This is a genomic window from Paenibacillus sp. FSL L8-0502, from assembly GCF_038593055.1.
In the GTDB taxonomy this organism is placed as follows: Bacteria; Bacillota; Bacilli; order Paenibacillales; family Paenibacillaceae; genus Paenibacillus; species Paenibacillus polymyxa_D.
The window spans coordinates 3,284,036-3,310,142 of sequence record NZ_CP151958.1 but is presented as its reverse complement, the minus strand read 5'-3'; the positions used below and the strand labels follow the sequence as shown (position 1 = coordinate 3,310,142).

The window sequence follows — 26,107 nt, the reverse complement described above, 5'->3', positions numbered from 1 at the left end:
AAAGCCAGCGTAAAGGAATATACTAATATTGTAAACCTTTTTATGGCATATATGAATATATTTAATATTTTTTAAGATGGGTATAGGCTGCGGAGAGTGTTCTTTACGTCATTTCATGCCACCGATTATGCCGAAGTTCTTTAATAAAATGCAAAAGAAATAAAGGTTATTGACAACTGTTAAATTATGGACAACAATAGAATGCAATAATATAAAAGTTTTGGAATTTCTGTATGAAGGGTGGATATGACATGAAGCATACACCTACGATTAGAGCAGAATTAGACGGATATTTAAAACAAAAAGGTTTGAGTCTATCGCAATTTGGGCAAGTTGCAGGCATGAATAGGGGGGCGCTAAGTGCCATTGTGACAGGAAACAAGCCTATGTCTGTTAACCAGCTTGATCTAATTACTGAGGCGATGGGTTTACCGGAAGGCCACTTTTACGACTTATTTATAGAAAACTACATCATCGACACGCCCCCGAATATGAGACGAATCGAGCCATTTTTGTATCGTTGTGCGGAGTTGGACAAGTTGGATGCGATCCGTCGAGTGGTAGGAGCCATCATGGACAATCTACTTTATTCGCCCAAACTGTTTGACATTGCAGAAACCCTATTCGCTCAAGGACGCCATGTTGCGGCGCTGCTGCTCTATGAGAGCGTAGCAGAAGCAGAGAAGTACCAACATTCTGAACGTCTGGCAGTCTGTCAATATCGAATATTTACGATTCAAATTGGAGATGATCAAAGTCGGAATATGAAGGCAGCTATACTGTTTGAGCCTTATGTCGAGCGTTTGGATGAAATAGACCAGCTTGACGCATTGAAGGATTTGGCAAACGTATATAGGTCATTACGTAAATGGGACAAGGTAGACGAAATGGCAAGGCAAATGAGAGCTAAAGCGGAAATCCAGTATAGTTTACAACACCAAGAAAAACGAAAGTTTCTAGATGATGAAAAGAGAACAAGAGGGCCGTTATTTGGATACATTGCTTATGCTGACCTGTTGTGTGCTAGTGTTTGTGAAGCTCAAGGCGATTATCAACAAGCTCTACAATATACATACGCCTATGCGGATTTAGACTGGGTTAAAGAGGATGACGAGGACACAAAACACTGGGTAAACCTGTTCAGTCACTGGGCGGTAGGAAATACTTACGTATATAAGCTGTTGTCAGGAGAAATAAGCCTGCTGAACGATTATGTTGAATATATTGCTACAACATCAGCCGCTAACGAGAATGAAAAGCTTTCAAAACTGCTGAATGTTATAATCGCAGCAAACCAGTTTAGCATAGATGTAGACGATATACTCAAACGATTTGAAACGCTAATTGCGACTTTTTCACAACAACCATCATCAGATGATATGTATACCCGACAAGTGATACCGGATTATATCGCGTGGTTTGGTTACGAGTTAGGTTTTTATTATTTATACCGAGGGAAGTACATTGATGGCTTTAAATATTTAATGAATGCAATGGTAAAGTCACATATAATAAATAATGAAACTTACTTTATAAACTGTATGGGGTTGTTTGTTCGTTTTCAAGCCCATGCAGTTCCTGAAACTAAAGCTGAGTATTTCAATTTTATTGAAAGGGTGTGGGAAAACAATGTTCAAAAAAATGGTACTTTTAGTCATCGCGGCTAGCTTTTTGTTTATTGTTACTATGCCGGACCAAGCCTTTAACCACCACCATAGTATTCAGCCTAACGTTACCATTGGAGGATTTTAAAGAAAAAGCTCTGCTAACCTTATGGTTGGCAGAGCTTTCTTCAGTGTAGGAATTACCACACGATTTACTCGAATACTATTTCTGAAGTGATCAGCATGAACTATACATATAGAGTGTCAAAGTCGGATATAGAACTTTTTGCAGATGCGTTATGCCAGGTAAGAGTATATGTAGTACAGCCGTTGAGCGATGAGTTGATAACGGTCGTTGACTACGGCGGAGTAGTGGAAAAGTTTTCGCCTGATGCAATTAAGATTAACGAGTCGTATTTCTTTCGTAAGCAGTTTGAATTTAGAGTGGATGTGAATAAGGACTCCGCTGGTATGTAACCAGTATGGAGTCCTTTGGTGTTTATTATTTAGTTGAATACTCACTTACTTCAACGTAAGGATTTTGTTGAATATTACGTAGTCTTTACGGTTGCTGAATGGTCCCTTGTTGTTATTGTGCTTATCAATGGCAAAGAATGAAGGACCTCTACCAGTATCCTTTGCGTCATACCAAGCGGTGAAAGCATTCAATTCTTTTTTACTCAGATCGAATTCTTTATCAAACCCATTACCCATGGTTACAGTAAGAATAGCGCGGTCACCAGTTGCTTGAGAGGCCTCATCTGTATCGGACGAACCAGGTGTTGTAGACGGATCTGGTGTTGGTGTTACGGCAAATTATTGTACATCTCGAAGGCTCCAAGTGAAAATAGAGAATTACCATTATTACTAGTGATGTTCAAACGGTATTTTTTATATTTTGTTTCATTGGTAAATGAAATTCTTTTTTCTCTTTTTCTTTCCAGTTAGTAATATTTTTTTGTGTATCGAGAATGACCCGTGAAACACCGTCCGACCCTTCGAACATCCAATCTTTTGGCGATTCGGTTAAACTAGATCTACGTGGAGCCAACACATATTTGTTGACAACTACAGGACTTTCAAATTCATAAGCAATCCAGCGTGGATACTTCGCCACGCCTCATAATATAGTATTGAGAAGATTTAATATAATTCCAAGTAATAACAGGGGAGTAGGATCGATCTTGGGTAAGTCATCAGTTAGATAAATATGCAAATATTTAGATTGTATTTATAGATTGGCAGGTTTATGTTTAGACACATTTCGAGGAATATACTTCCAAATATATACAGTAAAATAATGAAGCCTCTGTCACTCCACAAGGAGGAGGTCAAACTGACCCTGAGCAACTCTCAGGTAATCGCGCAATCATGGTATTGACCATGACTACCGGTTTGGACAAGGAATTTGACTTAAGCATGAAAGAGGTCAATGACTTTATCGCTTGGTTGAGAGCAGACAGGCTGGTACTGGATTGACTAAGCATTTTTTGTTAAGAAGCCCTTCCTTTAATCAAGACCTCGCATAGCCTATGGAGTATAGTACCCTAAAATAAAGGAGGCGTTACGTGTGGGGGAAATGAAAAGAGACTACGCGGGAATCACCGGAAGAGTTTGGACGTCGATAGCTGCTGTCTTGGCACTGTTCATTTTGCTGGTAATCATCTTGAAATTAATTCATTTATAAAGATTCTTAAGCTCCACCAGCAGCCACATTAGCTCCTGAGGAATGTATAAGGTTCGCCGTTCGACCCGTCCCCGACCTTAAAGAAGTTGGTGAAACAACAACGTTTTGAAAACAACAGAATGACCTTCAGCCGCTTTTCCGGAGTGGGTAGGGGAATAACCCCTTAACTACGCCTGATCCACGCCGGAGCGGCTGAAATAAGTGGACTGTTTTTACTATTAAGAGCTGATAGAAATCAGTGCAAGGAACCGCCTATATTCACCTCATCTATTCTTATAGCCTTAACCTATCACTTCTATAGATATCATATCTTAGACCAATCAGACATCCCGTGGTATATTGTTGACATTCAAGAGAGAGCCGCTCAGCTTCTCTCCACTAGGTTCGAAAAACACAGGGGTGAATAATGATGAGTAAAAAGACTATGTTCGAGAAAATTTGGGATAACCACGTCATCTATCAGGAAGCAGGTAAGCCGAGTATTTTGTACATCGATCTTCACCTCGTACATGAGGTAACATCGCCACAGGCGTTTGAGGGATTACGTCTTAGCGGCCGTCAGGTACGTCGTCCAGAGCTTACGTTTGCAACGATGGATCATAACGTACCGACTAAGGACCGTTACAATATTACGGACCCGATTTCCAAGCAGCAAATTGATACATTAACTCAAAATTGCCGTGATTTCGGTGTCACACTGTATGATTTGGATACGGTGGATCAGGGTGTCGTTCACGTTATGGGGCCTGAACTTGGTCTGACTCATCCGGGCAAAACGATTGTTTGTGGTGATAGCCATACTTCCACACATGGGGCGTTCGGAGCACTCGCTTTTGGTATCGGAACCAGTGAGGTAGAGCACGTAATGGCAACACAATGTCTCCAGCAAGCCAAAGCCAAAACGATGGAAGTTCGCTTTGTAGGTACCCGCAAACCTGGTGTGACAGCAAAAGACATGATTTTGGGTGTCATCGCCAAATACGGTACAGATTTTGCTACAGGCTATGTTATTGAGTATACAGGTGAATCTATTCGCGAATTGAGCATGGAAGAGCGCATGACTGTGTGTAACATGTCCATAGAAGGCGGAGCCAGGGCAGGAATGATTGCACCGGACGAAACCACCTTCAACTACTTGCGTGGACGTCAACATGTAGCACAAGGAGACGCTTTCGAGCAAGCGGTTGCTGAGTGGAAAGAGCTTGTCACAGATGAAGGCGCTGAGTTTGATGTTGTGCTGGAGTTTGACGTAGATGCTTTGATTCCTCAAGTAACCTGGGGAACGAGCCCGGGTATGGGTACAGATATTTCCTCAACCGTACCGATTCCGGCAGAACTGCCAACCGAAAACGAACGTAAAGCGGCTGAGAAAGCGCTTGAATATATGGATTTGAAGCCAGGTACTCCGATCACGGATATTGCGATTGATTATGTGTTTATCGGCTCGTGCACTAATGGGCGGATTGAAGATTTGCGTGCAGCCGCTGAGGTTGCCAAAGGCTACAAGGTTTCTGACAAAGTAACGGCCATCGTCGTACCAGGTTCGGGACGTGTGAAAATTCAGGCTGAAGAAGAAGGACTGGACATCATTTTTAAAGAAGCAGGATTTGAGTGGCGTGAAGCAGGATGCAGTATGTGTCTTGCGATGAATCCAGACGTGCTGCAACCGGGACAGCGTTGTGCTTCGACTTCTAATCGTAACTTTGAAGGTCGTCAGGGACGCGGAGGACGGACTCATCTGGTATCTCCAGCAATGGCAGCCGCTGCGGCGATTCATGGGCATTTTGTTGATGTACGGGATTGGAAATTCAAGCAGGAAGAAGTAGTCCGCTAGGATACAGAGGAGGAATTACGATGCAAGCTTTTACAACATTAAAAGGAATTGTAGCACCTGTGGATCGGGTGAACGTGGACACAGACGCTATTATTCCTAAGCAGTTTTTGAAACGAATTGAGCGTACGGGCTTTGGACAGTTTCTGTTCTACGAGTGGCGGTTTGATGAAGAAGGCAATATCAATCCTGAATTTGAACCGAACAAGCCTCGTTATGCAGGGGCGTCTGTGCTGATCTCTCGCGCTAACTTTGGCTGTGGCTCCTCACGTGAGCATGCACCGTGGGCGATTATGGACTATGGGTTTCGTTGCGTAATTGCTCCGTCTTTTGCAGATATCTTCTATAATAACTGTTTTAAAAACGGTATATTGCCGATCAAGCTGTCTGAAGAGCAAGTAGAGGAATTGTTCCAGCGTACGGCGCAGCATGATAACTACCAACTGAACGTAGACCTGAATGAAAAAACAATCACAGACGACTATGGTCTGAAAATTGAATTCGATCTGGATGAACATCGCCGTCAGTTCCTGCTGCAAGGCTTGGACGATATTGGACTGACACTCCAGTATGAATCTGAAATTCTGGCGTATGAACAAAGACGCGCTGCGAAACAAGGCGCATAATCATAATTCCCAGTTTAGGTTCAATACGAAGCCATATAGCTTGCTCATTTGTTAGACAGAAAGCCCGTACTGGCAATCCTTTTGCCTGCGGGCTTTTATCATGCTCAAAAAATAAATTGGAAAATAAGGGGTTGACGGTTCGACTCAGCATGGTATTGTAAATGTAAAATGGTTGAAGGACTGTGTCTGTGAGAAACACCAAAAAATACATATATAAGTTAGGGGAATGAGGATGAAGAAATATGGTTGGGTGATACTAGCGGCTATCTTGATTTGGTTGTGGCCGTCCTCCCCTCATGTGAACGCGGCTGGAGCAGATTTGTTTTTAGATGGCAAAAGGGTGGAAGCGCCTGCAGATGCCAAGCCTGAAATGGTCAATGGAAAAATCATGGTACCGCTAAGGGTGGTTGGGGAGCAGCTTGGATATCAATTCAAGTGGGAACCACAATCCTATAAAATCTCAATTCAAAAAAATAGTACCGATATGTCTATGTATGTAGGCCGTACATCGGCTGATGTGAATGGAAAAACAGTTAGTCTGGATGCACCTCCTGTGCTTCGGGGCAGCTCAACCATGGTTCCATTACGTTTTGTTGGGGAGCAAATGGGACTAAAAGTAGATTGGAATAATAAAAGTAAATCCGTAAATCTCAGTCAAAAGGCTGCAACTCAACAAGCAAATAAACAGTCACAATCCCAACCATCGTCGCAAACGTCAACACGGAGTACAAAAAGCACCAATAAAACGTCTTCAGCAACAGCGACGACAATAAACCCAGTTGAAGCAGATAAGCATACTGAAGCTGCATCTTCACCAACCAAGCAGCAAAATACAGAACAGACCGCAGCAAATGCGTTGGTTGTAAAAAATATTACTTTTGAGGGTGAAACGTTAAAGATTTCTCTGAATAAAGATGTTACCCCTAAAGTATCCAAAATGACGGGGAATGATCGTATTGTTGTAGATTTACCCGGGGCTTCACTGGCGACTGATTTTCTTCAGCCGTTCCCGATTCGCACCGATGGCACGCGGGCGTTGACGAATAGTGACAGTGAGGATGTGCAGGAAATTAGATTTGCTCCCGCAGATGGACGAGATGGGGGCGTACGCATTGTCATTGCTTTAAATCAGACACGTGATTACGATCTTTCAACCAATGGCCTAGGTGATATCACCCTTCAATTGCGTGAGCGTAGTGTGAATTCAGCAGTGGTAACACCAACGAATGTCGAAGGACGGCGAATCGTCGTAATTGATCCCGGACATGGTGGCAAGGACCCTGGGGCAGGTAGTGTGACTGGGCGACATGAAAAGGAATTTGCATTGGCGGTAGCGTTAAAGGTCGAGCAGCTTCTGCAAAATGATCCCGATATTCAAATCATATTGACTCGTAATGGAGATACGTATCCCACGCTGGATGAACGACCACAGCTCGCTAATAATCAGCAGGCTAGCGTGTTTGTTTCCATTCATGGTAACAGTATGCCAGCTTCTAATAACGGAAAAGCTAATGGGTCAGAAACCTATTATGCACGTCAGGAAAGTTTGAGCCTGGCCACGATCATGCACAAGCATCTTGTAGCAGCAACCGAGTTCAAGGATAACGGCATTAAAGTGGCAAACCATGTGGTGACGAGAAAATCACAAATGCCTGCAGTATTGCTGGAGTGTGGCTACCTTAGTAATATATCTAATGAAGCAGCCATGTTCACAGAAGAAACACAAGAGAAGATCGCTGAAGGTATTGTCGATGGGTTGAAGGAGTATCTCGGAACAGCAGGCACAGGAGCAACGGAACCACTTAACTAAGTGAGGTTTACAATAAAAGCTACTTTCCACCTTATTAATGAAAATTCATGGGGGTGAAAAGTAGCTTTTTTAGTTTTTTCGGCTGTGACTTTTGACGGAAAGCAAATGATCTATATTTTTAGTCAAAATTCGACAAAAGTAGTTCTTTGGCACGTATATTTCTGTTATGATGGAATATATTCGCAACTTTTGGTGTGAGATAACGTCTAAAAGGTTGTCTGATATTACATAAGCGCGTATATCAGGTCGCCGCACCGGAGCATGTGGCAAAAAAATTATGAATGGAAGGGTGACGAATGAAGAAATTTGGTTTTTTGTTGTTATTATTTGTCTTCATGTGGGCGGTTCCGGGTTATGGACATGCGGCTTCGAGTGGAACACAAATCTATCTCGACGATCAACAGTTAAGTGTCCCTAGTGGTGCTAAGGCACAAGTAATTGGCGGAAGTACAATGGTCCCGCTACGCGTAATTTCTGAAAATTTGGGATATGACGTGACATGGAAGCAGCAGGCGCGAACCATAACGATTGAGAAGGACAGTACCTTGATCCGAATGATAATCGGAAGTAAGACGGCGACTGTCAATGGAAGCGACATTAGTCTGGATGCTTCGCCTCTGCTGCGTTCCAATTATGCCCTTGTACCGCTTCGTTTTATCGGCGAGCAAATGGGACTGGACGTAAAATGGGACAGCAGCTCCAAGTCCGTAAAATTATATACCCGCAGTAGCGGGTCTGGAAACGGGGAATTTACACCTCCCAAGTCCGGAAATAACAGTACAGGTACTGGAAGTGTAACTGCACCAACGAATAATGCAAACTCAGGTGTTACACAGGTGCAGGGAATCAGTTTCAGCCAAAACCGTTTAACTATCGCAACAGCCAGTGCCGTCAAGCCGAAAGCGTTTACGATGACAGGCCCTGATCGGGTAGTGGTGGATTTGCCAGCGACTGCGTTTGCTGACAATTTCGGAGACCAGCAAAAGCTGGATAGCAGCTTAAATGGTTCGCTGGACATTGAGAATGAAGCGGATGTGTCCGGTATCCGTTATGCTTTATTCCAAAAGGAACCTTCAACGGTGCGCGTTGTTATTGATTTGAAACATGCCATGAATTATACCGCATATAATGATGGCTCGAATCGTGTTATCGTCGATCTGGCTTCCAAAGATTCAGTGAATACCATGCCAGACGCAACGTTACCAGATGGCTCACAGCCGGATGACACACAGACATCACCAACGAACAGCAATGGTAAAAAGGTCGTTGTTATTGATGCTGGTCATGGAGCAAAAGATTCTGGAGCAGTTGGTGTTTCGAGAAAAAACTATGAAAAGACCTTCAACTTAGCGATGGCTCTGAAAGTAGAAAGCATATTAAAGCAGAACCCCAAACTTGAGGTTGTGCTGACACGCAGTGATGATACATTCTTGGAGCTTAAACAGCGCGTAAAAGTAGCTGAAAACCTTAATGCTAACGTGTTCGTGTCCATTCATGCTAACAGCAGCGGTAGCTCAGCTTCCAACGGTACAGAGACGTATTACCAGCGTAGTGCAAGCAAAGCGTTCGCCAACGTTATGCACAAGTACTTTGCACCTGCGACGGGCCTAACAGACCGCGGCATTCGTTATGGCAATTTCCATGTAATTCGGGAAACGACTATGCCAGCCGTATTGCTTGAAGTAGGATATCTGAGTAATGCAAAAGAGGAAGCCACACTGTTTGATGAAGATTTTCAAAACCGGGTAGCTCAAGGGATTGCAGATGGAATCACAGAGTATCTCGACGTAAAATAAATCTTCAACAAATCGCTTGTCAACGTCAAGCAAGGAGGGGGACATATGAACAAGAAAATCGTAATTGCAGGTCTGCTGGCACTGTTTGCCATTGCAGGTGCAGGGTGTGCCTCTAAGCAAACAACGGCTCCTGCGACTCCATCTCAGGAAACACAAACTTCTAATGCACAAAATAGCACACCCGAACAGACGACCCCTGATCCATCGGCTCAGTCTGCTGAAAATAATGGGGCGAGTCAAACACCTGCATCTCCGTCAACAGAGCCTACAAAGACCAAGACGGACACGGAAAATTCAGGAGATCGACAAACACAACAGATTACGGTGTACTATACGGATACTCAAGAGAACGGCTTGAAAGAACAGAAAAAGGAAATTACCTATCCAAGCGAGCTGGAAAAGTTGCAAAAAGCGTTTGAAGCTCTGCAAAAGAGTGGGGATTCTGCTCTAATTCCGTTGTGGTCCGAGAAAATTTCCGTGCATAAGATCAAATTGGATAACGGTGCATTGACTTTTGATATTTCCCTGCCGGACGAGGCTCGATTGGGAGCTGGCGGCGAGGAATTGGCTATCGATGCCTTGAAGAAAACAATGTTCCAATTCAAGGAAGTCAAAACGCTAGATTTGCTCGTAGATGGTCAATCTCTAGAGTCCTTAATGGGGCATGTAGATTTGGATCATCCCATGAGTCGCTAACCGATCAGACGGTATGAAAATTTCTTGGGAATTTGCACACTTTTCACGTGCAATCTGTGACAGATAATGATAATATAGGAGTGTATTTCTCGCCTATGCAGGCAGTCATGCACAAATAGTATTCGTTTCTTTCCGGATGATTATTTAGAGTGACCGTCTTGATGCGGGCTATCCCGTATCAAGACGTTTTTTTTGGTAGGAGGTAGGATTTCCGTGAATGCAGCAACCGCACGTCATATATTGGACACCATCGGTACAATGTTTCCGGATGCCCATTGTGAGTTGAACCATGACAATGCTTTTGAATTAACGATCGCCGTGTTATTGTCTGCTCAATGCTCCGATCAGATGGTCAATAAAGTAACGGCAGACCTGTTTCAAAAATACAACTCACCTGAGGATTACCTAGCTGTTCCTCTTGAGGAACTGGAGCAGGATATTCGCAGAATCGGCTTGTACCGAAACAAGGCCAAGCATATTCATAACCTCTGTCGTATTTTAATAGACCAGTACGGGGGAGAGATACCTTCGGAGCACGATCAACTGGTTAAGCTACCCGGTGTTGGCCGCAAGACGGCTAATGTCGTTGTATCTACTGCTTTTAATGTACCAGCTATTGCGGTAGATACGCATGTAGAGCGCGTTTCCAAACGACTCGGCTTTGCAGGGTGGGATGATTCAGTGCTTGAGGTGGAAAAAAAGCTGATGAAGAGGGTTCCTAGGGATGAATGGTCTTTGACCCACCACAGGCTCATTTTTTTCGGGCGCTACCATTGTAAAGCTCAAAACCCTCAATGTCAGGTGTGTCCGTTGCTTGATGTATGCAGGGAAGGCAAGAAACGTATGAAAACGTCTCTTATCAGAAAAGATAAGGAACGTAGAGCTTAAAGACCCACAAAGGTAACAAGAGGGTTTAACCATTTATGTGTAGAAAAGGATGAAGAGTATGAAGTGCATTTCGGTATATACAGACAATTTTGAAGCATTCTCTGATATTTTTGAGCAAATTGTAACAACAGAATTTGCTGAAAACGAAGAGCGCGAGCTTGAGGGAATCACGGTTAGTCATTCCGGTGATGTACCTGAGCATTATCTGGAGCGTATGTCACAAAAGCCAGAAGTGGTCGTAATGAAGGATAAATCCCGTGGGATTACGATTTTACAGCATGGTCAAGTATTTGAAATTTTGCTGCCAGTGCTTGAGACTGCAGCCAATTAAGTTCAATTAGCGGACGACATGCGTTGCATGTTCCGGTATAGGCGGCTCGGCTGGTTTAACCAGCCCGAAGGCGCATATATACACGAACCTTGCAGACCATCCTGATGTGGATAGAGCCTCTTCCAATGAAGTGTGCATACATTTTGTACCCTGAATTATGGTGTCTCGTTCCGCATGTTCCAAAAGGTGAATGTACGTAATGAGCAGGCTCACCCGTTGTTTACATATCTTGCTTCGTCGTTGTCCCTTGAGGGCTTTGATAAATGCATTCGGTTGCCTAAATACTTATTCCTAATGATCCGTTTTGGACAGAATAAAATGAACTTTTTGTTATCATGTACGAAAACAGCGTTCCCTAAAGCCAGGTACTGGCGGGGAGCGCTGTTTAGTTTTTTTGATGTGATGATTCTCACAATGGCTTAGGAATGCTACAATATAGCTATTTGGTGCAGACAAGTGATAAGGAGTGGAACCGTAGCTTATGATGCAAACGATTACAGGGGATGCGGGAAAGTGGTTGGATACGATAGAACAGATACAGAATACACTGCGTAAAGCCGGGGATGAAGCGGGAGCGAAGGCGGTAGGGGATCTGCTGGAAAAAGCATATGCGCAGGAGCTGACCATTGCCTTTTGTGGACATTTTTCAGCGGGTAAATCGAGCCTGATTAACAGCCTGTGTGGTAAAACCGTCCTGCCATCTGGACCGGTGCCTACGAGCGCTAATGTAGTGTCCATCCGTTATGGACGTCCGAGAGCACTCATTCATCCAGCCCAAACAGCGGAAAATCCAGAGCCGGAAAGCATGGAAGCCTCCCTGTCCGAGCTTGCTGAGTATTGTAAAAATGGTGGAGCCTATGAATCGGTTCAATTGTGGGAGGATGTTCCCATATTATCTAACGGAGGAGTGCTGCTGGATACACCCGGCGTCGATTCCACAGACCACGGACATGCGCTGGCGACACATTCTGCTTTACATTGGGCAGATATTGTTTTTTATGTAATGGATTACAACCATGTCCAATCTGAAAATAATTTGTCTTTTGCCAAAAGTTTATCGGATTGGGGCAAGCCGTTATATTTGATCATCAATCAAATCGATAAACACCGGGAGCGGGAGCTTTCATTTACACGTTATCGTAATGAGGTGGAGACTAGCTTTCACGCCTGGCAAGTTCATTATACGGACATCCTTTTTACTTCCTTGAAGGAGCAGAATCATCCATGGAACCAGTGGAAACAGTTGACGCACCTGATTCCGAAATTGCTGGAGCGAAAAACAGAGCTTTTGGCATACAGTTTAGTGTCCTCTATGCATCATTTGGTAGAGCAACATGTAGAGACTGTGCAGTCAGCTGAAGAAGAGGAACTGAACACACTGCTAAAAGAAGCGGGTGGGGAAGAAGCCATTTTGCGGCTGGATATAGAGCAGAAAACCTTGCAGCAAGAAGACGAACACTGGAAGATGCTCCCGGAGCAGGAGCGTAAACGGCTGCGTCAAGAGCTGGATCATCTACTGGAACACGCACATTTGACGCCAGCGGAGCTACGTGAAGCCGCAGGCGAATACTTAGAGAGCCGCAAGCCGGGCTTCAAAACAGGACTATGGTTTGCAGGAGGAAAGACTGAGCGAGAAAAGGAAAGCCGTTTGGAACGGCTGACAGGAATGCTGACTGATCAGGTGGAGGGACAATTGCTTCCTCATGTACGGGAGCTTCTGCGGTCTTGGGGTGACGGTCAGGGGTTGTGGACCTCTGCGATGGAGCAGGAGCTGGATGGCATCCGTCCTGTGATAGACCGGCAACTGGTAGAGCAGACGGTGAAGGAAAATGCGTTGTCGCCAGAGTATACGTTAAACTATTGCAAGGACCTACGCGCTGCTGTGACCGCCGATTGCCGCCGCAAGGCGCTGACGCTGCTAGACCGCCTGCTGGCCCAGCTAGCAGTGCGAGCCAAAGCCCGCCGCGCGGCTCTCGCAGAGAAGCGCACTGCGCTGTTGGCGCAGGCAGAGGCGGCGGGCTGCTACAGCACCCGCGTGCAGGCCTCGGCTTCGCATGCCACCCTGTTGCGCAGCTTGCTGCCGCAGGCTTCCGCGCCAAGCGGGTTGCCCCGTGCGGACGCGCCTGTACCTGCGTCCGATACCGCCGCTGCTGCGGCGCCAACGGGCGTTGCGCGCCCTGGCATCGCTGGCCCGCGCAACGCATCGGCACAGCCGCTAGCAGGGACGGCGGCAGCACAGCCTGCCGCTGGAGGCCGCCGCACGCGGTTGGATGCAGCAGCGGCCCAATTGAAGGCTGCCGCTGCCCTCGTAAGTCCGTACCCTGCCATGCAAGCGGCGGTACGGGATTTACATGCCCGCGCCGCTGCGCTGGAGGGCGGGCAGTTTACGCTGGCGCTGTTCGGAGCGTTCAGCGCTGGGAAATCCAGCTTCGCCAACGCTTTGTTGGGTGAAGCTGTGTTGCCCGTATCGCCGCATCCGACGACAGCGGCGATTAACCGCATAATGGCGCCTGCAAGTGCTGAGCGCCATGCCACGGCTGACGTCCATATGAAATCAGTGGACGCGTTGCGGGAAGATCTTAAATACTCATTTCGGTTATTAGGATTGGGAGAGCCAGAGGCAGCGGGCTGGCAAGAAGCCGTTCATGCTTTATCTCCGGAAGGCATCCATCCTGCGGGCAGGCCTCATTATAGTTTTTTAAAGGCTGCCGCAGCCGGATGGGAAGAAGCTGAAAGCTTGCTGGGACAACAGCTTCAGGTGAATTTAGAGCAGTATCGAGATTTTGTCGCGTCTGAGCACAAATCATGCTTTGTGGAGCATATTGACCTTTATTATGATTGCGCTCTGACCCGTCAGGGCATCGTGCTAGTGGATACGCCAGGAGCGGATTCTGTGAATGCACGGCACACAGGCGTGACCTTCAACTATATGAAGCATGCGGATGCTCTTGTATTTGTCACATATTATAACCATGCGTTTACGCAAGGCGACCGGCAGTTCCTGAATCAACTAGGTCGAGTCAAAGAGACCTTGGCACTGGATCAGACGTTTTTTATTGTTAATGCATCAGATCTGGCTTCTTCTGAAGAAGAACTGCATTCTGTTACCCGGCATGTACAGGAACAACTACAGGCGAATGGAATCCGAAAACCACGTATTTATCCGCTTTCCAGTATGCTGGCGTTGGAAGCTACCGAACAGGGAGAGGCTTCGCTGCGTTCAGCTTCACGTTTTGATGCATTTGAAGATGATTTCTCGGCATTTGCAGCCGAAGAGCTGGCAGGTTTGTCCATCGCTTCGGCTATGCAGGAACTGGCCCGGCTGCGGAACCGCATAGAGCAACATGCAGCCGATGCCCGCTATAGCGTGGAAGAACGGGAGATACGATTAGAGCGATTAACTCGCATCCGTGGGGAATTGGAGCATACGCTCCTAGGCCTGACTGATAGCAACGGTGCATCTGTGTTATCGGGCGAGACCGATGAACTGCTGTATCATGTACGTCAAAGGCTGTCCTATCGGACTGGAGAATTTATGGCAGAGGCGTTTCATCCATCTGTTCTGCGTGAAGGAGTAGGTGATCTTCGTTCGGCTTTTGCATCTTGTGGTCGTGAGCTGATGCGTTTAATCGAACTGGAGCTGTCTCAGGAATTACTGGCAACCACACTCCAGCTGGAAAAAACGGGACAAACTTTGGTGCACAAGGCTATACAACAGTGCGTAGAACACATGAACCATCAGTTGCCAGGACTAGATTGCACAATACCTGAATCGAGAAAATGGGCTGTTCCCGAGCTGAAGGAAATTTCCCTGCAGGAGTCCATTCATTGGAAGGATTATTGGAATAGCTTTAAAAATCCAAAGCTATTTTTTGAAGGAACTGGTCGAGCGAATCTACAAACCAAACTGGAGCCGATATTACGCGAGCGAATCGGGGAAGCTGTGGATCAGCAACGTGAACGAATGTCTGCTTTTTACGTTACGCTGATGCAGGAGGAACAATTGTGGCAGAAAGCTCAGCTTCGAGAGCAAATGCTGGAGACGACTCGTGGCATGGAGCATGCCCTTATGGGCGGTGAGCAGCCACAGGTTTGGGAAGAACTTGCTGGCAAGATTGCGGCTTTGGAGTAAAGATAAATATTTTCACCAATGATTAAAGATCAGGACACCGGGTTGTGGGACAACCCGGTGTTTTATGCATGCTCCAAAAAGAAAGCAATACTGAGGAAATAGCCACATTCAATAATAAGAAAGCGATTTAATTTGTCTAATCAGCCACCAATTGATAACCTGCCTGAATACGGCTCGTTATCCTCTTTGCCGCCTTGGAACGCGAATGGTAAACTTCACTAAGCCATATAACAACGTCGTGCAACTAATGGAGGGACATTGACATGGAAGTGCTCAGGCAACTGCAAGTTTTTTTTCGCGAGAGGAGACACTATCTGTTTCTTTCTATTTTATGCCTTGCGATAGCGACGGCTCTGGGACTGGTGTATCCGAACCTGCTCCAAAGGCTTATTGATAACGCTATCATCCCCGGTGACTTCGGGAAAGTTCCGGCGCTGGCTCTGACTGTGCTGGGAGTAGTCATCATCAAAGGGTTCATGCAATTTTTACATGGTTTTTTTGGTGGACGGCTAGGTAACTACCTGGCATACCGCCTCCGCAATGCTTGTTACGAAAAGCTGCAATTTTTGTCCTTTAGATATTATGACACGGCCAAAACGGGTGATCTCATGTCCCGACTGACTGGTGATTTGGAGGCAATTCGTAACTTTATTGGGTTTGGTTTTGCCCAACTACTCAATGTGCTACTGATGGTCGTATTCGGCTCTATGATGATGCTGTATATTAACTGGCAGCTCACCCTCATTACGATGATCAGCATGCCATTGCTGCTCTTCGTCACATTCAAGTTTGAATCCCGGATTCATCCCACCTTTCAGGAAATGCGGATTGCCCTTAGCGCCTTGACGACAGCGGTCCAAGAAAATATAACAGGTGTGCGAACCGTCAAATCTTTTGCCCGCGAATCATATGAAGTTGAGAAATTTTCAGTACGTAATGAGCAATACAAAAGTAATCAAATTCAAGCTGCTTCCTTATGGAGTCGGTTCTTCCCTGCTATGGAACTAATTGCTTCTGTCAGTGTGGTCCTTCTGTTGGGCATGGGCGGGTATCTGGTCATTCAGAAGTCAATGACCTTGGGGCAGCTCGTCGCTTTCTTTAGCTTAATTTGGTATATTATCGGCCCCATCTGGAGCATTGGCTTTCATATCAATAACTATACGCAGTCCAAAGCATCCGGTGAAAGGGTCTTGGAACTGCTAAATCAGTCCATAGATGTAACCGATGAAGCCGGAGCACTTACACTCGATGCCGATCAGGTGGAAGGACATGTTACGTTTGAACATGTTACCTTTGCTTACGGAAATAAGCTTCCTGCTGTTGTTGACATTAATTTAGACGCACCGCCAGGATCAGTCATTGGAATTTTAGGAGGAACGGGGTCAGGGAAGTCTACCATTATTCAATTACTCATGCGTGCTTATAATGTGAATGCAGGAAGTATCAAGTTGGATGGCAAGGATATACGTCACTTGAAGATTCGCGATTTGCGTGCTCAAATTTCTTCTGTGTTTCAGGAGACGTTTTTGTTTTCGTCCTCTATACGTAATAATATTTCATATGGTTTAAGCCATGTCAGTATGGATGACATCATACGCGTTTCCAAACTGGCTCAGGCGCATGAATTCATAACTGAACTACCGCTGGGATATGACACTGTCGTTGGAGAACGTGGATTGGGACTATCCGGAGGGCAGAAACAACGGATCGCCATCGCGCGCGCACTACTCAAAAATCCGAAAATTCTGGTACTGGATGATGCTACCAGTGCGGTTGATATGGAAACAGAGCATGAAATACAGACCGGTTTTCAAGAGGTTATGCGTGGTCGAACAACATTTATAATCGCTCATCGAATCTCTTCGCTTCGCCATGCCAATGAAATTGTGGTGCTTGAGGAAGGACGAATCGTCCAGCGTGGAACACATGAACAGCTTATTGCTACTCCAGGTCCATATCAGGATGTGTATCATATTCAATACGCCGATTACATAGCTCAGGCTCCAGACGGTGTATCCGAAGGGCAGGTGAGACCATGAATATACCCGCAGAAAAAGCCAAACCGTTAAAAAAACCGACGAATGAGCGCTTTGTCTATCAAGATGATGATGTCATTGATAAACCGTTTAACTGGTCAGAATTCAAACGTTTGCTGGCATACATGAAGCCCTATGCCCGTCAGATTCTGCCGATCCTTCTGGTCATGATGATTCTTGGTACCATTACCAAACTGACGGTTCCTTATTTGATCAGTCTGGCCATTGATAAGGCAATTGCTCCCGCATGGCCTGCATTACCCAGCGTAAAGTTACTGCTGCTCATCACGGGTGCCGTGCTCTTGTTATATTTAATTCAATGGGCAGCCAGCACATACCGCATTAAATTCACCAATATTATCGGTCAACGGGTTATTTACGATTTGCGTGAAGATTTGTTCAAGCATATTCAAAAGCTATCCTTTAACTTTTTTGATAAGAGACCGGCAGGTTCTGTATTAGTGCGCGTGACGAATGACATTAACTCGCTACAGGATCTTTTTACGAACGGTGCAGTGAATGTCCTGATTGACTGCGTACAGCTTATCGGAATTATTGTCATTTTGCTGCTTATTAACTGGAAGCTCGGTTTGGCAGTAATTGTGACCGTTCCGATCATGTTTTTGATCTCGACCAAGCTGCGCGTTCGCATCCGTCGCGCTTGGCAAGAAGTGCGTATGAAGAACTCGCGTATCAACTCTCATTTGAATGAGTCTATTCAGGGGATTCGTGTGACACAAGCGTATACGCAGGAGCAGGAAAACATGGCTTATTTCGACGACATGAACAGCTCTAGCAAAAAATCGTGGGATAAGGCTTCTGCCATGAATCAGGTTTTTGGCCCACTTATTGATATTACCGGAGGATTTGGTACGCTTGTGCTATTCTGGTTTGGAGCGCATTTAATTCAGACAGATCAGCTTACAGTGGGGCTGCTGGTTGCGTTTGCCAACTATGTTGGGAACTTTTGGGAGCCGATTAATCGGCTGGGCCAAATGTATAATCAGTTACTGGTTGCGATGGCTTCGTCAGAACGAATTTTTGAGTTTATGGATGAACAGCCGAATATTGCAAACAAACCGGGAGCAAAAGCCTTGCCACCCATTCGGGGTGACATCCAATTTGAAAAGGTCATTTTTGAATATGAGAAGGGACGTCAGGCGCTTAAAGGTATTAGTCTTTCCGTCGAAGCGGGTCAATCTATAGCGCTTGTGGGTCACACCGGCTCAGGTAAAAGTACAATTATTAATCTGCTCAGCCGTTTTTATGACATTACGTCAGGGAGGCTTACGATTGACGGTCAAGATGTGCGTGATGTCACGGTGGAGAGCTTGCGAAGCCAGATTAGCATCGTGCTTCAGGATACATTTATTTTTTCGGGGACGATACGCGATAATATCCGATTTGGCCGTTTGGATGCAACGGATGAGGAAATTGAAGCGGCTGCGAAGGCGGTCAATGCTCATGAATTCATTGTTCACTTGCCAGCTGGCTATGAAACAGAAGTAGAGGAGCGGGGGGGAATGCTGTCCATGGGCCAGCGACAGCTCTTATCCTTTGCTCGTGCCTTGCTGGCTAATCCGCGAATTCTTATTCTGGATGAGGCCACAGCCAGTATTGATACAGAAACGGAGCTGAAAATTCAGGAGGCTCTTCAGGTTTTACTGGAAGGCAGAACTTCTTTTATGGTCGCTCACCGTTTGTCTACCATTCGAAATGCTGATCATATCGTTGTACTGGATCATGGGGAAATCCAAGAAAGTGGTAATCATGAACAATTGATGAAAAAACATGGAATATATCGGGGGCTGGTGGAAGCACAGTTCAGATTTTTGTAAAAAAAAGATCAAAAAATCGCGTTTTTTGTAAATTTAAATGCCGAGCACTATTGCATTCTTGGAGCTAAACCCTGAAAATAAAGATGAAAAGAGATCAGAGCAATTTTCGTCAGAGGGGGAAGAGTTCAAGATGTGGGGTGCTCCTTTTTCTGCCAAGGCTAAGAAGATGCTGCTGCTGGGTAGCGGCGAATTGGGAAAAGAAGTCATTATTGAAGCTCAGCGGCTTGGCGTGGAATGTATTGCTGTTGATCGCTATGAACTGGCTCCAGCAATGCAGGTAGCCCATCGCTCTCACTGTCTGGATATGCAGGATGCTGAGGCGTTGAAGGCACTAATTCGTGAGGAAAAGCCCGACATAATTGTACCTGAAATCGAAGCTATTGCTACGGGTGCTTTGGAAGAATTAGAGCAAGAAGGATTTCACGTAGTACCAACGGCCCGTGCCGCCCGTCTTACGATGGACCGGGAAGGTATCCGCAGGCTGGCTGCCGAGAAATTACAGCTTCCGACTGCTGCCTATCGTTTTGCAGATAACTTTGAGCAGTTGCGGTCGGCGGTTCATGAGCTGGGCACGCCATGCGTGGTCAAGCCCTTGATGAGTTCGTCGGGTAAAGGGCAGTCTGTATGCCGGGCAATCGAAGATGCAGAATCCTGCTGGAATACGGCGCTGGAAGGCGCGCGTGCCAAAACTACACGTGTCATTGTTGAAGCTTTTGTCCCGTTTGAGAGCGAAATCACCTTATTGACCGTCAGATCGGTTTCGGGTACGACTTTTTGCCCACCGATTGGCCATATTCAGAAAGATGGGGATTATGTCGAATCCTGGCAGCCCCATGGCATGACGGACAAGCAGCTTTCGGAGGCGGAAGACATTGCCCGTACGATTACGGATGAACTGGGTGGTTACGGATTGTTTGGCGTAGAGCTATTTTTAACGACTGATGGCGTCATATTCAGTGAAGTATCCCCTCGTCCGCATGATACAGGTATGGTGACCATGATCACGCAGGATTTGTCGGAATTTGCACTTCACGTGCGGGCCATCCTCGGATTCCCAGTGCCATCTGTCACGTTGCTTACACCAGGAGCTTCAGCTACTTTGAAGGCAGAAGTGGCTACGCGGGATTTTGTAATAAGCGGTCTGCATGATGCATTATTGCTACCCCGGACACAGGTGCGAGTGTTCGGGAAGCCAGAAACCAAGCCGGGTCGCCGGATGGCTGTAGCGCTTAGCGCTGCAGAAGATGTGGAAACAGCACGGAAGACGGCCAAAGAAGCTGCTAATATGCTGAAAGTGGAGGTAAATCATGTCTAACAATGTGATGATTCCAGTACTGACAATTCGTTCCGTAGAGCTTGGCGATTGCGAAGCCGTAACAGGACTACTAAGAGAAGTCGGATACCCGATGACTTGTGGTGTAATGAAAGAAGTTATGGGAACAACGCGGGAGGACAGTCAAGCGAATATGATGGTTGCAGAAATGGATGGTCGTGTTGTCGGAGTAATCGGCATGCATACGGCTCAAAGCTTGGCTTATCCTGATCCTGCCGTACAAATCACCATGCTAGTCGTGAGCGGGGAGTATCGCGGCGAGGGCATTGGCAAGCGCCTGGTGGCTTGTGGTGAGGAGTGGGGACGTGCGCAAGGATGCTATCATTTATTCATTACTGGAGCGAATAACCGCATCAAACAAGTAGAGGCCCGGGCTTTCTACAACCGAATCGGCTTTGAAAAGCAAGGCTACCGTTTCAGCAAAAAGCTTAGATAATCAGCCTACAACAAGACAATTTAATACTTAAAGCCTCACTACTTTTAACTTAGTTCCGCATGGTTCATTCCGAGCGGGGCTATTTTTTTTCCAACTTTTATACCATTGATCCTGCTATAAAACATGATATACTGCTAGAGTAAAGATTACAAAGTTGTAACCGGACGCGTTCACACCAAGGCATTTATACAACAAGGAGATGACGAAATGAAGAATATGTTGAAAAAAACACTTGTGATGGGAAGTCTAAGCGCCATTTTATCCGCAGGATTCATCGTTCCGGCATCAGCTTCACCAGCTGACGATTTGACTGCCCAACTACAACAGTGGTTTCAAAATAACGGATATACCGTCAATATGTCCAACGGGACGACTACGATAACAAAGACCGTAATTAAGGATGCATCTGAAAAGGACAAGGCTAAAAACAAAACAGCAAATCCTTCATCCGGCAAGCAAACAACAACCAAACAAGGTAGCCAAAAGGCTTCGCAGTCTAGTAACAAGCAACAGGCCCAAAAACAAAACACAAATTCAGGCGCGGGTCAGTCTGCAGGGTCTGATGCACAACTCAGCAAGTCCCAATTTGCAGCTGAGGTTGTAAAGCTTGTAAACAACGAGCGCAGCCAAAAAGGTCTGAAGCCCCTTACATCTAATGCGAAGCTTACAGAAGTAGCCTTAGCCAAGGCGAAGGACATGAGCACGAACAATTACTTTTCCCATACATCTCCGACCTACGGTTCACCCTTTGATATGATGAAAAAGTTCGGTGTAACTTATACGTATGCGGGTGAGAATATTGCTATGGGACAACAAACACCACAAGAAGTAATGAAAGCTTGGATGAACAGTCAGGGACATCGTGAGAATATTTTGAAGGCAGAATATACGCAAATCGGTGTGGCTTACTACAATGGATATTGGGTACAAGAGTTCACACGTAACTAAGATGATAGTAAATACGTTCGAAACGTCATGCCGCTGTTATGAAAAGATAGTGGCATGACGTTAATCTGGAGACCCGCTGACACGTTCAGCGGGTCTTTTGGTGTCTCTTATTCCTCCACAGGCATAACCCTTGCTTTATACCAGAAAAGACATAAGGGACGTATTTATAGTATGATAGCAGCAAGTTGAATGGATAGCAGACTATTTATGGAAAGCTAGGTGAGCAAATGAGCTACGAAATTGTGCATGAAGGTGCCTTTGCTATGCTCAAGGTGCAGTTGAACCCCGGGGAAATGATTAAAGCGGAAATGGGAGCAATGGTTTCCATGTCTTCCAGTGTAGATATAAAGGGGACAGTAGACGGTGGACTGTTACGTGGTTTAGGCAGAATGCTAAGCGGAGAAAAATTCTTTTTTCAAGAACTGAGGGCAGCCCGTGGGCCGGCTGAAGTGTTGTTAGCCCCTGCCAGTATAGGTGATGTACAAGCGGTAGAATTGGATGGCACGTATAGGTTGATGGTCCAAAAGGACGGTTTTCTAGCTTGTACAGAAGGCATTGAGGTTAGCACCAAAATGCAAAACCTGATGAAAGGTTTATTCTCCGGTGAAGGTTTTTTTATCGTAGAAATCAGTGGTCGAGGTACGGTATTCCTATCCTCTTATGGAGCCATTCATCCCATTTATATCGCGCCAGGAGAGGAGCGTATTATTGATAATGCTCATCTGGTGGCATGGCCGGATTATATGGATTATAAAATTGAAAAAGCATCGAAAGGCTGGTTGTCCAGCGTAACGAGTGGAGAAGCGCTTGTATGCCGTTTTCGCGGTGAAGGAACGGTACTGATACAAAGTCGAAATCCGGGCAGTTTTGGACAATGGATCAAAAGTTTCATCCCTGATAGCAAATAGTTTGATTCGTTTGATTAGAGAAGAGAGGATAAACTGTTCGCACAAGAAAGTATAATATAAGGGTGGCCATTTGCCATCCTTTTTTTGCATGTTCATGGGAAATTATATGTGACTCTAAGCATTTATTGCGCTTTTATTCCGAACGGTTTATTTGCAAAATGATATAAGAAGCTTTATGTTTATTTCACTAAGCTATCAGGAGGGAACACGAGTGAATTCATCAAAATGGATTTGGCGGTCTGTCGGTTCCGTTTCCATTGCCGCCACATTGCTATTATTGTACGGATTTATTACAGCAGTACAAAGTATCACGGCTCCAGAGCCAATGGTTAGCACTCAACCTGTACATTCCGGTTCATCGCAGACACAAACTGCGCCATCCGCTACTAATCAGACGGGAGAGTTTCGGGTAGCTGCCATTGGAGATTCGCTAGCCAAAGGCACGGGGGATGACTCCGGAAGTGGTTTTGTGCGTCGGTCGGTGAGCTTGTTAAATAATCAGGAAGGCCATAAGGCTCAGCTCATAAATAATCTGGGGATTAATGGACTGACGACTCAAGGACTATTGACCAAGCTGGATGAGCCTGGTGTTTCTTATGTGTTGAAAAAGGCTAACGTTATTATGGTCTCGATTGGCGGAAATGATTTATTTCAGGGGGCTCAGGCTGCCCAAACCGGCAAAGAGCCGCCTACACTCAGTGGTTTGCGTAAAGCTGTGCCTGATGCCGCCAAACGTCTGCAAAAAGTGCTGACAAAGGTAGGGAAAATCAATCCGAATGCTAAAATTATCTATGTCGGATTATATAATCCATTCAGTGATCTGCAGGAAATGAAAATTCCCGGTAATCTTGTGGTAACAGAATGGAATCTGGCTGCCATGGCAATTACCAACCAAAACAGCAATATGACTCTGGTTCCAACTTTCGATTTATTCCAGCAAAATTTGCCCGTCTATTTATCATCCGATCATTTTCATCCAAACGGACAGGGCTATCAGGCAATCGCTGAACGTATCGCGCAAGGGTTTGCAGTTGCAAACACGAAGGATGCCGATAAAGTGGATAATGAACAACAGTCTACAAGCAGCCAACCTGCTGAAGTGAAAAAGGGAGGGAACAACTAATGAGCATCCAATCTGCTGACAAGAACGGGACTGGAATAACCGAAAATTCGACCTCAAGGGATGCAGTGTCCAGTTTCCATTCCGCCAATCAGGTTGGCAGCACAGGCAGAGACAGAAGCAATAACGAAACAGTTCTCTCTGTTCAGCACGTTAAGAAACGTATCAAACGCAAAATGATCATTCATGATGTCACATTCGACGTTCGTGCGGGTGAAATTTTCGGATTTCTCGGCCCTAATGGGGCTGGGAAAACGACGACTATTCGTATGCTGGTCGATTTAATTAAGCCTACGGAAGGGACGATTACTGTCTGTGGACATAATGTAAATCGTGACCCTGAGCAGGCTTTACGGCATATTGGTTCTATTGTGGAAAATCCAGAGGTGTACAGCTATCTGACAGGTTGGGAGAATTTAGAGCATTTTGCCCGTATGCAGCCTGGTGTAGACGAACAGCGTATCCGCGAAGTCGTTGAGCTGGTTCGGCTCGATCGCCGTATCCATGATAAAGTAAGTACGTATTCTCTCGGAATGCGCCAGCGTCTTGGTATAGCCCAAGCCTTGCTCGGTAGACCGAAATTGCTGATTTTGGATGAACCGACCAACGGGTTAGACCCCAAGGGGATCAAGGAAATGAGAGCTTTTATCCGTTTGCTAGCGGCAGAAGGCATGGCTGTATTTGTTTCCAGTCATTTGCTTAGCGAAATCCAGCTGCTATGTGATCGGGTGGCAATTATAAGTCGGGGAAAGGTGCTAGCTGTAGGTGGTGTACGAGAACTGGTTGAGACGCACTCACATATGGCCGTATGGCAACTGGAGCCTCGTGATCAGGGTCTTGCCATATTGCAAAATTCTCCGCATGTGCAAATGATTACGAACGCCGATGAATTAATTGATGACAGTATTGTTGCAGGTAGCGGAGCCGATGCAATTTTTACAGAAATGGATGAAGAGCATATTGCGGAGCTGGTGACACAAATGACGGCTTCCGGTATTTCCGTTAAAGGTGTAACCAAAATCAACCCTACATTGGAGCAGCTATTCCTGAAAATGACGGAAGGTGAGATACTTGAATAACATTTTACCGCTCGTACAAAATGAAACACTCAAAATTATCAAGAAGAAACGATTTTATGTCATTTTACTAGTTTTACTTGTGCTTGTGCCAATTTTTACGTACGCTCAGATGAAAGTGGCAGAAAACAATCGCGAAAAATTCGGCAATGATTGGCGGCTTGAACTGCGTCAGGCGATTACCGATAATCAAAACTCGCTGGGAAGTGACCGGGTTCCCGAGGAATGGAAGACCTACCGTCGGGTCTTTGTGCAGCAGATGCAATATTATTTGGAAAATGATGTGAATCCGAATGAGCCGAGTGGTGTCACTTTTACCAGAGAGTTTATGGATAATTCGATAAATTTGTTCGTTCCGCTGTTGATTATGGCTATTGCCTCCGACTTGGTTTCAGGAGAACGGACGACAGGCACGATAAAAATGTTGCTGACCCGCCCAGTCAGGCGGTGGAAAATACTGCTGAGTAAGCTGCTGACATTGTATATGTTCGTCTCGCTCATCATTTTGGCTGTATTTGTTATTAGCTATCTGATATCAGGCTTGTTTTTTGGTTTTCGCGGTTTTAATGTTCCGGTATTTACCGGATTTCAAATTGTTGGATCGACGGTGGATTTGTCTGCTGTACATGCGATTCCACAATGGCATTATCTGATGCTGCAAGCCGGATTAATCTGGTTTGTCAGTCTTGTGGTAGCTTCGTTAGCCTTTATGGTATCTGTCCTGGTACGAAGTACGGCGGCAAGTATCGTGGTCATGATGGCTGCACTCATTTCGGGCACTATTTTGACAAACATGGCTTCGTCTTGGCAGAGTGCTAAATATTTATTTATGGTTAACCTCCAATTAACCGATTATTTATCTGGAAGCCCCGCCCCGATTGAGGGAATGACTTTACCTTTTTCTTTAGCTGTACTGGGCATTTGGGGGGCTGCGGCATTGATTGTTTCATTCGCCGTCTTTACGAAACGGGATATATTGAATTAAAATGGACAAGGTAAAAGAAAACATCT

Annotated in this window: 20 protein-coding genes and 2 pseudogenes; 20 read left to right on the top strand and 2 right to left on the bottom strand. The window is 45.6% G+C overall.

Annotated elements, in window-relative coordinates; translation table 11 throughout:
• Positions 1 to 251: 251 nt before the first annotated feature.
• Entirely contained in the window at positions 252 to 1,667 is a 1,416-nt protein-coding gene (locus tag NSQ57_RS14105; protein ID WP_342424955.1) for a helix-turn-helix transcriptional regulator, read from the top strand.
• Between the two features lie 180 nt (positions 1,668 to 1,847).
• Complete coding sequence (locus NSQ57_RS14100; protein WP_342424954.1) at positions 1,848 to 2,081, top strand: hypothetical protein; 234 nt, start codon at positions 1,848 to 1,850, stop codon at positions 2,079 to 2,081.
• 25 nt (positions 2,082 to 2,106) lie between these two features.
• Here the strand turns inward: NSQ57_RS14100 and NSQ57_RS14095 are convergent.
• A pseudogene (locus tag NSQ57_RS14095) lies at positions 2,107 to 2,393 on the bottom strand (hypothetical protein); the annotation flags it as partial.
• 88 nt (positions 2,394 to 2,481) lie between these two features.
• Positions 2,482 to 2,721, bottom strand: coding sequence for a hypothetical protein (locus NSQ57_RS14090; protein ID WP_029514978.1), 240 nt, complete (start codon positions 2,719 to 2,721; stop codon positions 2,482 to 2,484).
• A gap of 224 nt (positions 2,722 to 2,945) precedes the next feature.
• On the opposite strand from NSQ57_RS14090, the pseudogene NSQ57_RS14085 reads away from it, so the two are divergent.
• From NSQ57_RS14085 to NSQ57_RS14000, 18 genes and pseudogenes are all read left to right on the top strand, one after another.
• A pseudogene (locus NSQ57_RS14085) lies at positions 2,946 to 3,079 on the top strand (fibronectin type III domain-containing protein); the annotation flags it as partial.
• A 621-nt stretch (positions 3,080 to 3,700) separates the two neighbouring features.
• Positions 3,701 to 5,125 carry a 3-isopropylmalate dehydratase large subunit gene (gene leuC / locus NSQ57_RS14080; RefSeq protein ID WP_029514977.1) on the top strand — a complete coding sequence of 475 codons (1,425 nt, stop codon included), beginning with the start codon at positions 3,701 to 3,703 and terminating at the stop codon, positions 5,123 to 5,125.
• A gap of 20 nt (positions 5,126 to 5,145) precedes the next feature.
• A complete protein-coding gene (gene leuD / locus NSQ57_RS14075) occupies positions 5,146 to 5,748 on the top strand; it encodes a 3-isopropylmalate dehydratase small subunit (protein ID WP_342424953.1) in 603 nt (200 codons plus the stop codon).
• A 232-nt stretch (positions 5,749 to 5,980) separates the two neighbouring features.
• Positions 5,981 to 7,558, top strand: a complete 1,578-nt coding sequence (locus NSQ57_RS14070) for an N-acetylmuramoyl-L-alanine amidase (RefSeq protein ID WP_318627184.1) — start codon at positions 5,981 to 5,983, stop codon at positions 7,556 to 7,558.
• A gap of 296 nt (positions 7,559 to 7,854) precedes the next feature.
• On the top strand, positions 7,855 to 9,354 hold the full coding sequence (locus tag NSQ57_RS14065; RefSeq protein ID WP_318627185.1) for an N-acetylmuramoyl-L-alanine amidase family protein: 1,500 nt from the start codon (positions 7,855 to 7,857) through the stop codon (positions 9,352 to 9,354).
• 45 nt (positions 9,355 to 9,399) lie between these two features.
• The gene (locus tag NSQ57_RS14060; RefSeq protein ID WP_029514971.1) at positions 9,400 to 10,050 is read left to right on the top strand and encodes a GerMN domain-containing protein; all 651 of its coding nucleotides are present in this window, start codon (positions 9,400 to 9,402) and stop codon (positions 10,048 to 10,050) included.
• Positions 10,051 to 10,263: 213 nt separating this feature from the next.
• Positions 10,264 to 10,938: an endonuclease III gene (nth, locus tag NSQ57_RS14055; protein ID WP_069010658.1), complete on the top strand. Its 675-nt coding sequence runs from the start codon at positions 10,264 to 10,266 to the stop codon at positions 10,936 to 10,938.
• A gap of 58 nt (positions 10,939 to 10,996) precedes the next feature.
• Positions 10,997 to 11,269, top strand: a complete 273-nt coding sequence (locus NSQ57_RS14050) for a hypothetical protein (RefSeq protein ID WP_013310628.1) — start codon at positions 10,997 to 10,999, stop codon at positions 11,267 to 11,269.
• Positions 11,270 to 11,750: 481 nt separating this feature from the next.
• Positions 11,751 to 15,401, top strand: coding sequence for a dynamin family protein (locus NSQ57_RS14045; protein ID WP_342424952.1), 3,651 nt, complete (start codon positions 11,751 to 11,753; stop codon positions 15,399 to 15,401).
• A 263-nt stretch (positions 15,402 to 15,664) separates the two neighbouring features.
• Positions 15,665 to 17,440, top strand: a complete 1,776-nt coding sequence (locus NSQ57_RS14040; RefSeq protein WP_029518158.1) for an ABC transporter ATP-binding protein — start codon at positions 15,665 to 15,667, stop codon at positions 17,438 to 17,440.
• Complete coding sequence (locus tag NSQ57_RS14035) at positions 17,437 to 19,275, top strand: ABC transporter ATP-binding protein (protein WP_029518157.1); 1,839 nt, start codon at positions 17,437 to 17,439, stop codon at positions 19,273 to 19,275. The genes NSQ57_RS14040 and NSQ57_RS14035 overlap by 4 nt, the downstream gene beginning before the upstream one ends.
• A gap of 130 nt (positions 19,276 to 19,405) precedes the next feature.
• Positions 19,406 to 20,590 (top strand): formate-dependent phosphoribosylglycinamide formyltransferase, encoded by a 1,185-nt coding sequence (purT, locus tag NSQ57_RS14030; RefSeq protein ID WP_318627360.1) that lies wholly within the window; start codon positions 19,406 to 19,408, stop codon positions 20,588 to 20,590.
• Positions 20,583 to 21,044, top strand: a complete 462-nt coding sequence (locus NSQ57_RS14025; RefSeq protein WP_013310623.1) for a GNAT family N-acetyltransferase — start codon at positions 20,583 to 20,585, stop codon at positions 21,042 to 21,044. Before purT ends, NSQ57_RS14025 begins: the two co-directional genes overlap by 8 nt.
• Before the next feature lie 207 nt (positions 21,045 to 21,251).
• Positions 21,252 to 21,992 carry a CAP domain-containing protein gene (locus NSQ57_RS14020; RefSeq protein ID WP_029518155.1) on the top strand — a complete coding sequence of 247 codons (741 nt, stop codon included), beginning with the start codon at positions 21,252 to 21,254 and terminating at the stop codon, positions 21,990 to 21,992.
• Between the two features lie 227 nt (positions 21,993 to 22,219).
• Positions 22,220 to 22,900 (top strand): TIGR00266 family protein, encoded by a 681-nt coding sequence (locus tag NSQ57_RS14015; RefSeq protein WP_029518154.1) that lies wholly within the window; start codon positions 22,220 to 22,222, stop codon positions 22,898 to 22,900.
• A 175-nt stretch (positions 22,901 to 23,075) separates the two neighbouring features.
• Positions 23,076 to 24,023 (top strand): GDSL-type esterase/lipase family protein, encoded by a 948-nt coding sequence (locus tag NSQ57_RS14010; RefSeq protein WP_039271184.1) that lies wholly within the window; start codon positions 23,076 to 23,078, stop codon positions 24,021 to 24,023.
• Entirely contained in the window at positions 24,023 to 25,099 is a 1,077-nt protein-coding gene (locus NSQ57_RS14005; RefSeq protein ID WP_029518152.1) for an ABC transporter ATP-binding protein, read from the top strand. The genes NSQ57_RS14010 and NSQ57_RS14005 overlap by 1 nt, the downstream gene beginning before the upstream one ends.
• Positions 25,092 to 26,081: an ABC transporter permease gene (locus tag NSQ57_RS14000; RefSeq protein WP_039271187.1), complete on the top strand. Its 990-nt coding sequence runs from the start codon at positions 25,092 to 25,094 to the stop codon at positions 26,079 to 26,081. Before NSQ57_RS14005 ends, NSQ57_RS14000 begins: the two co-directional genes overlap by 8 nt.
• The last annotated feature ends 26 nt before the right edge of the window (positions 26,082 to 26,107 follow it).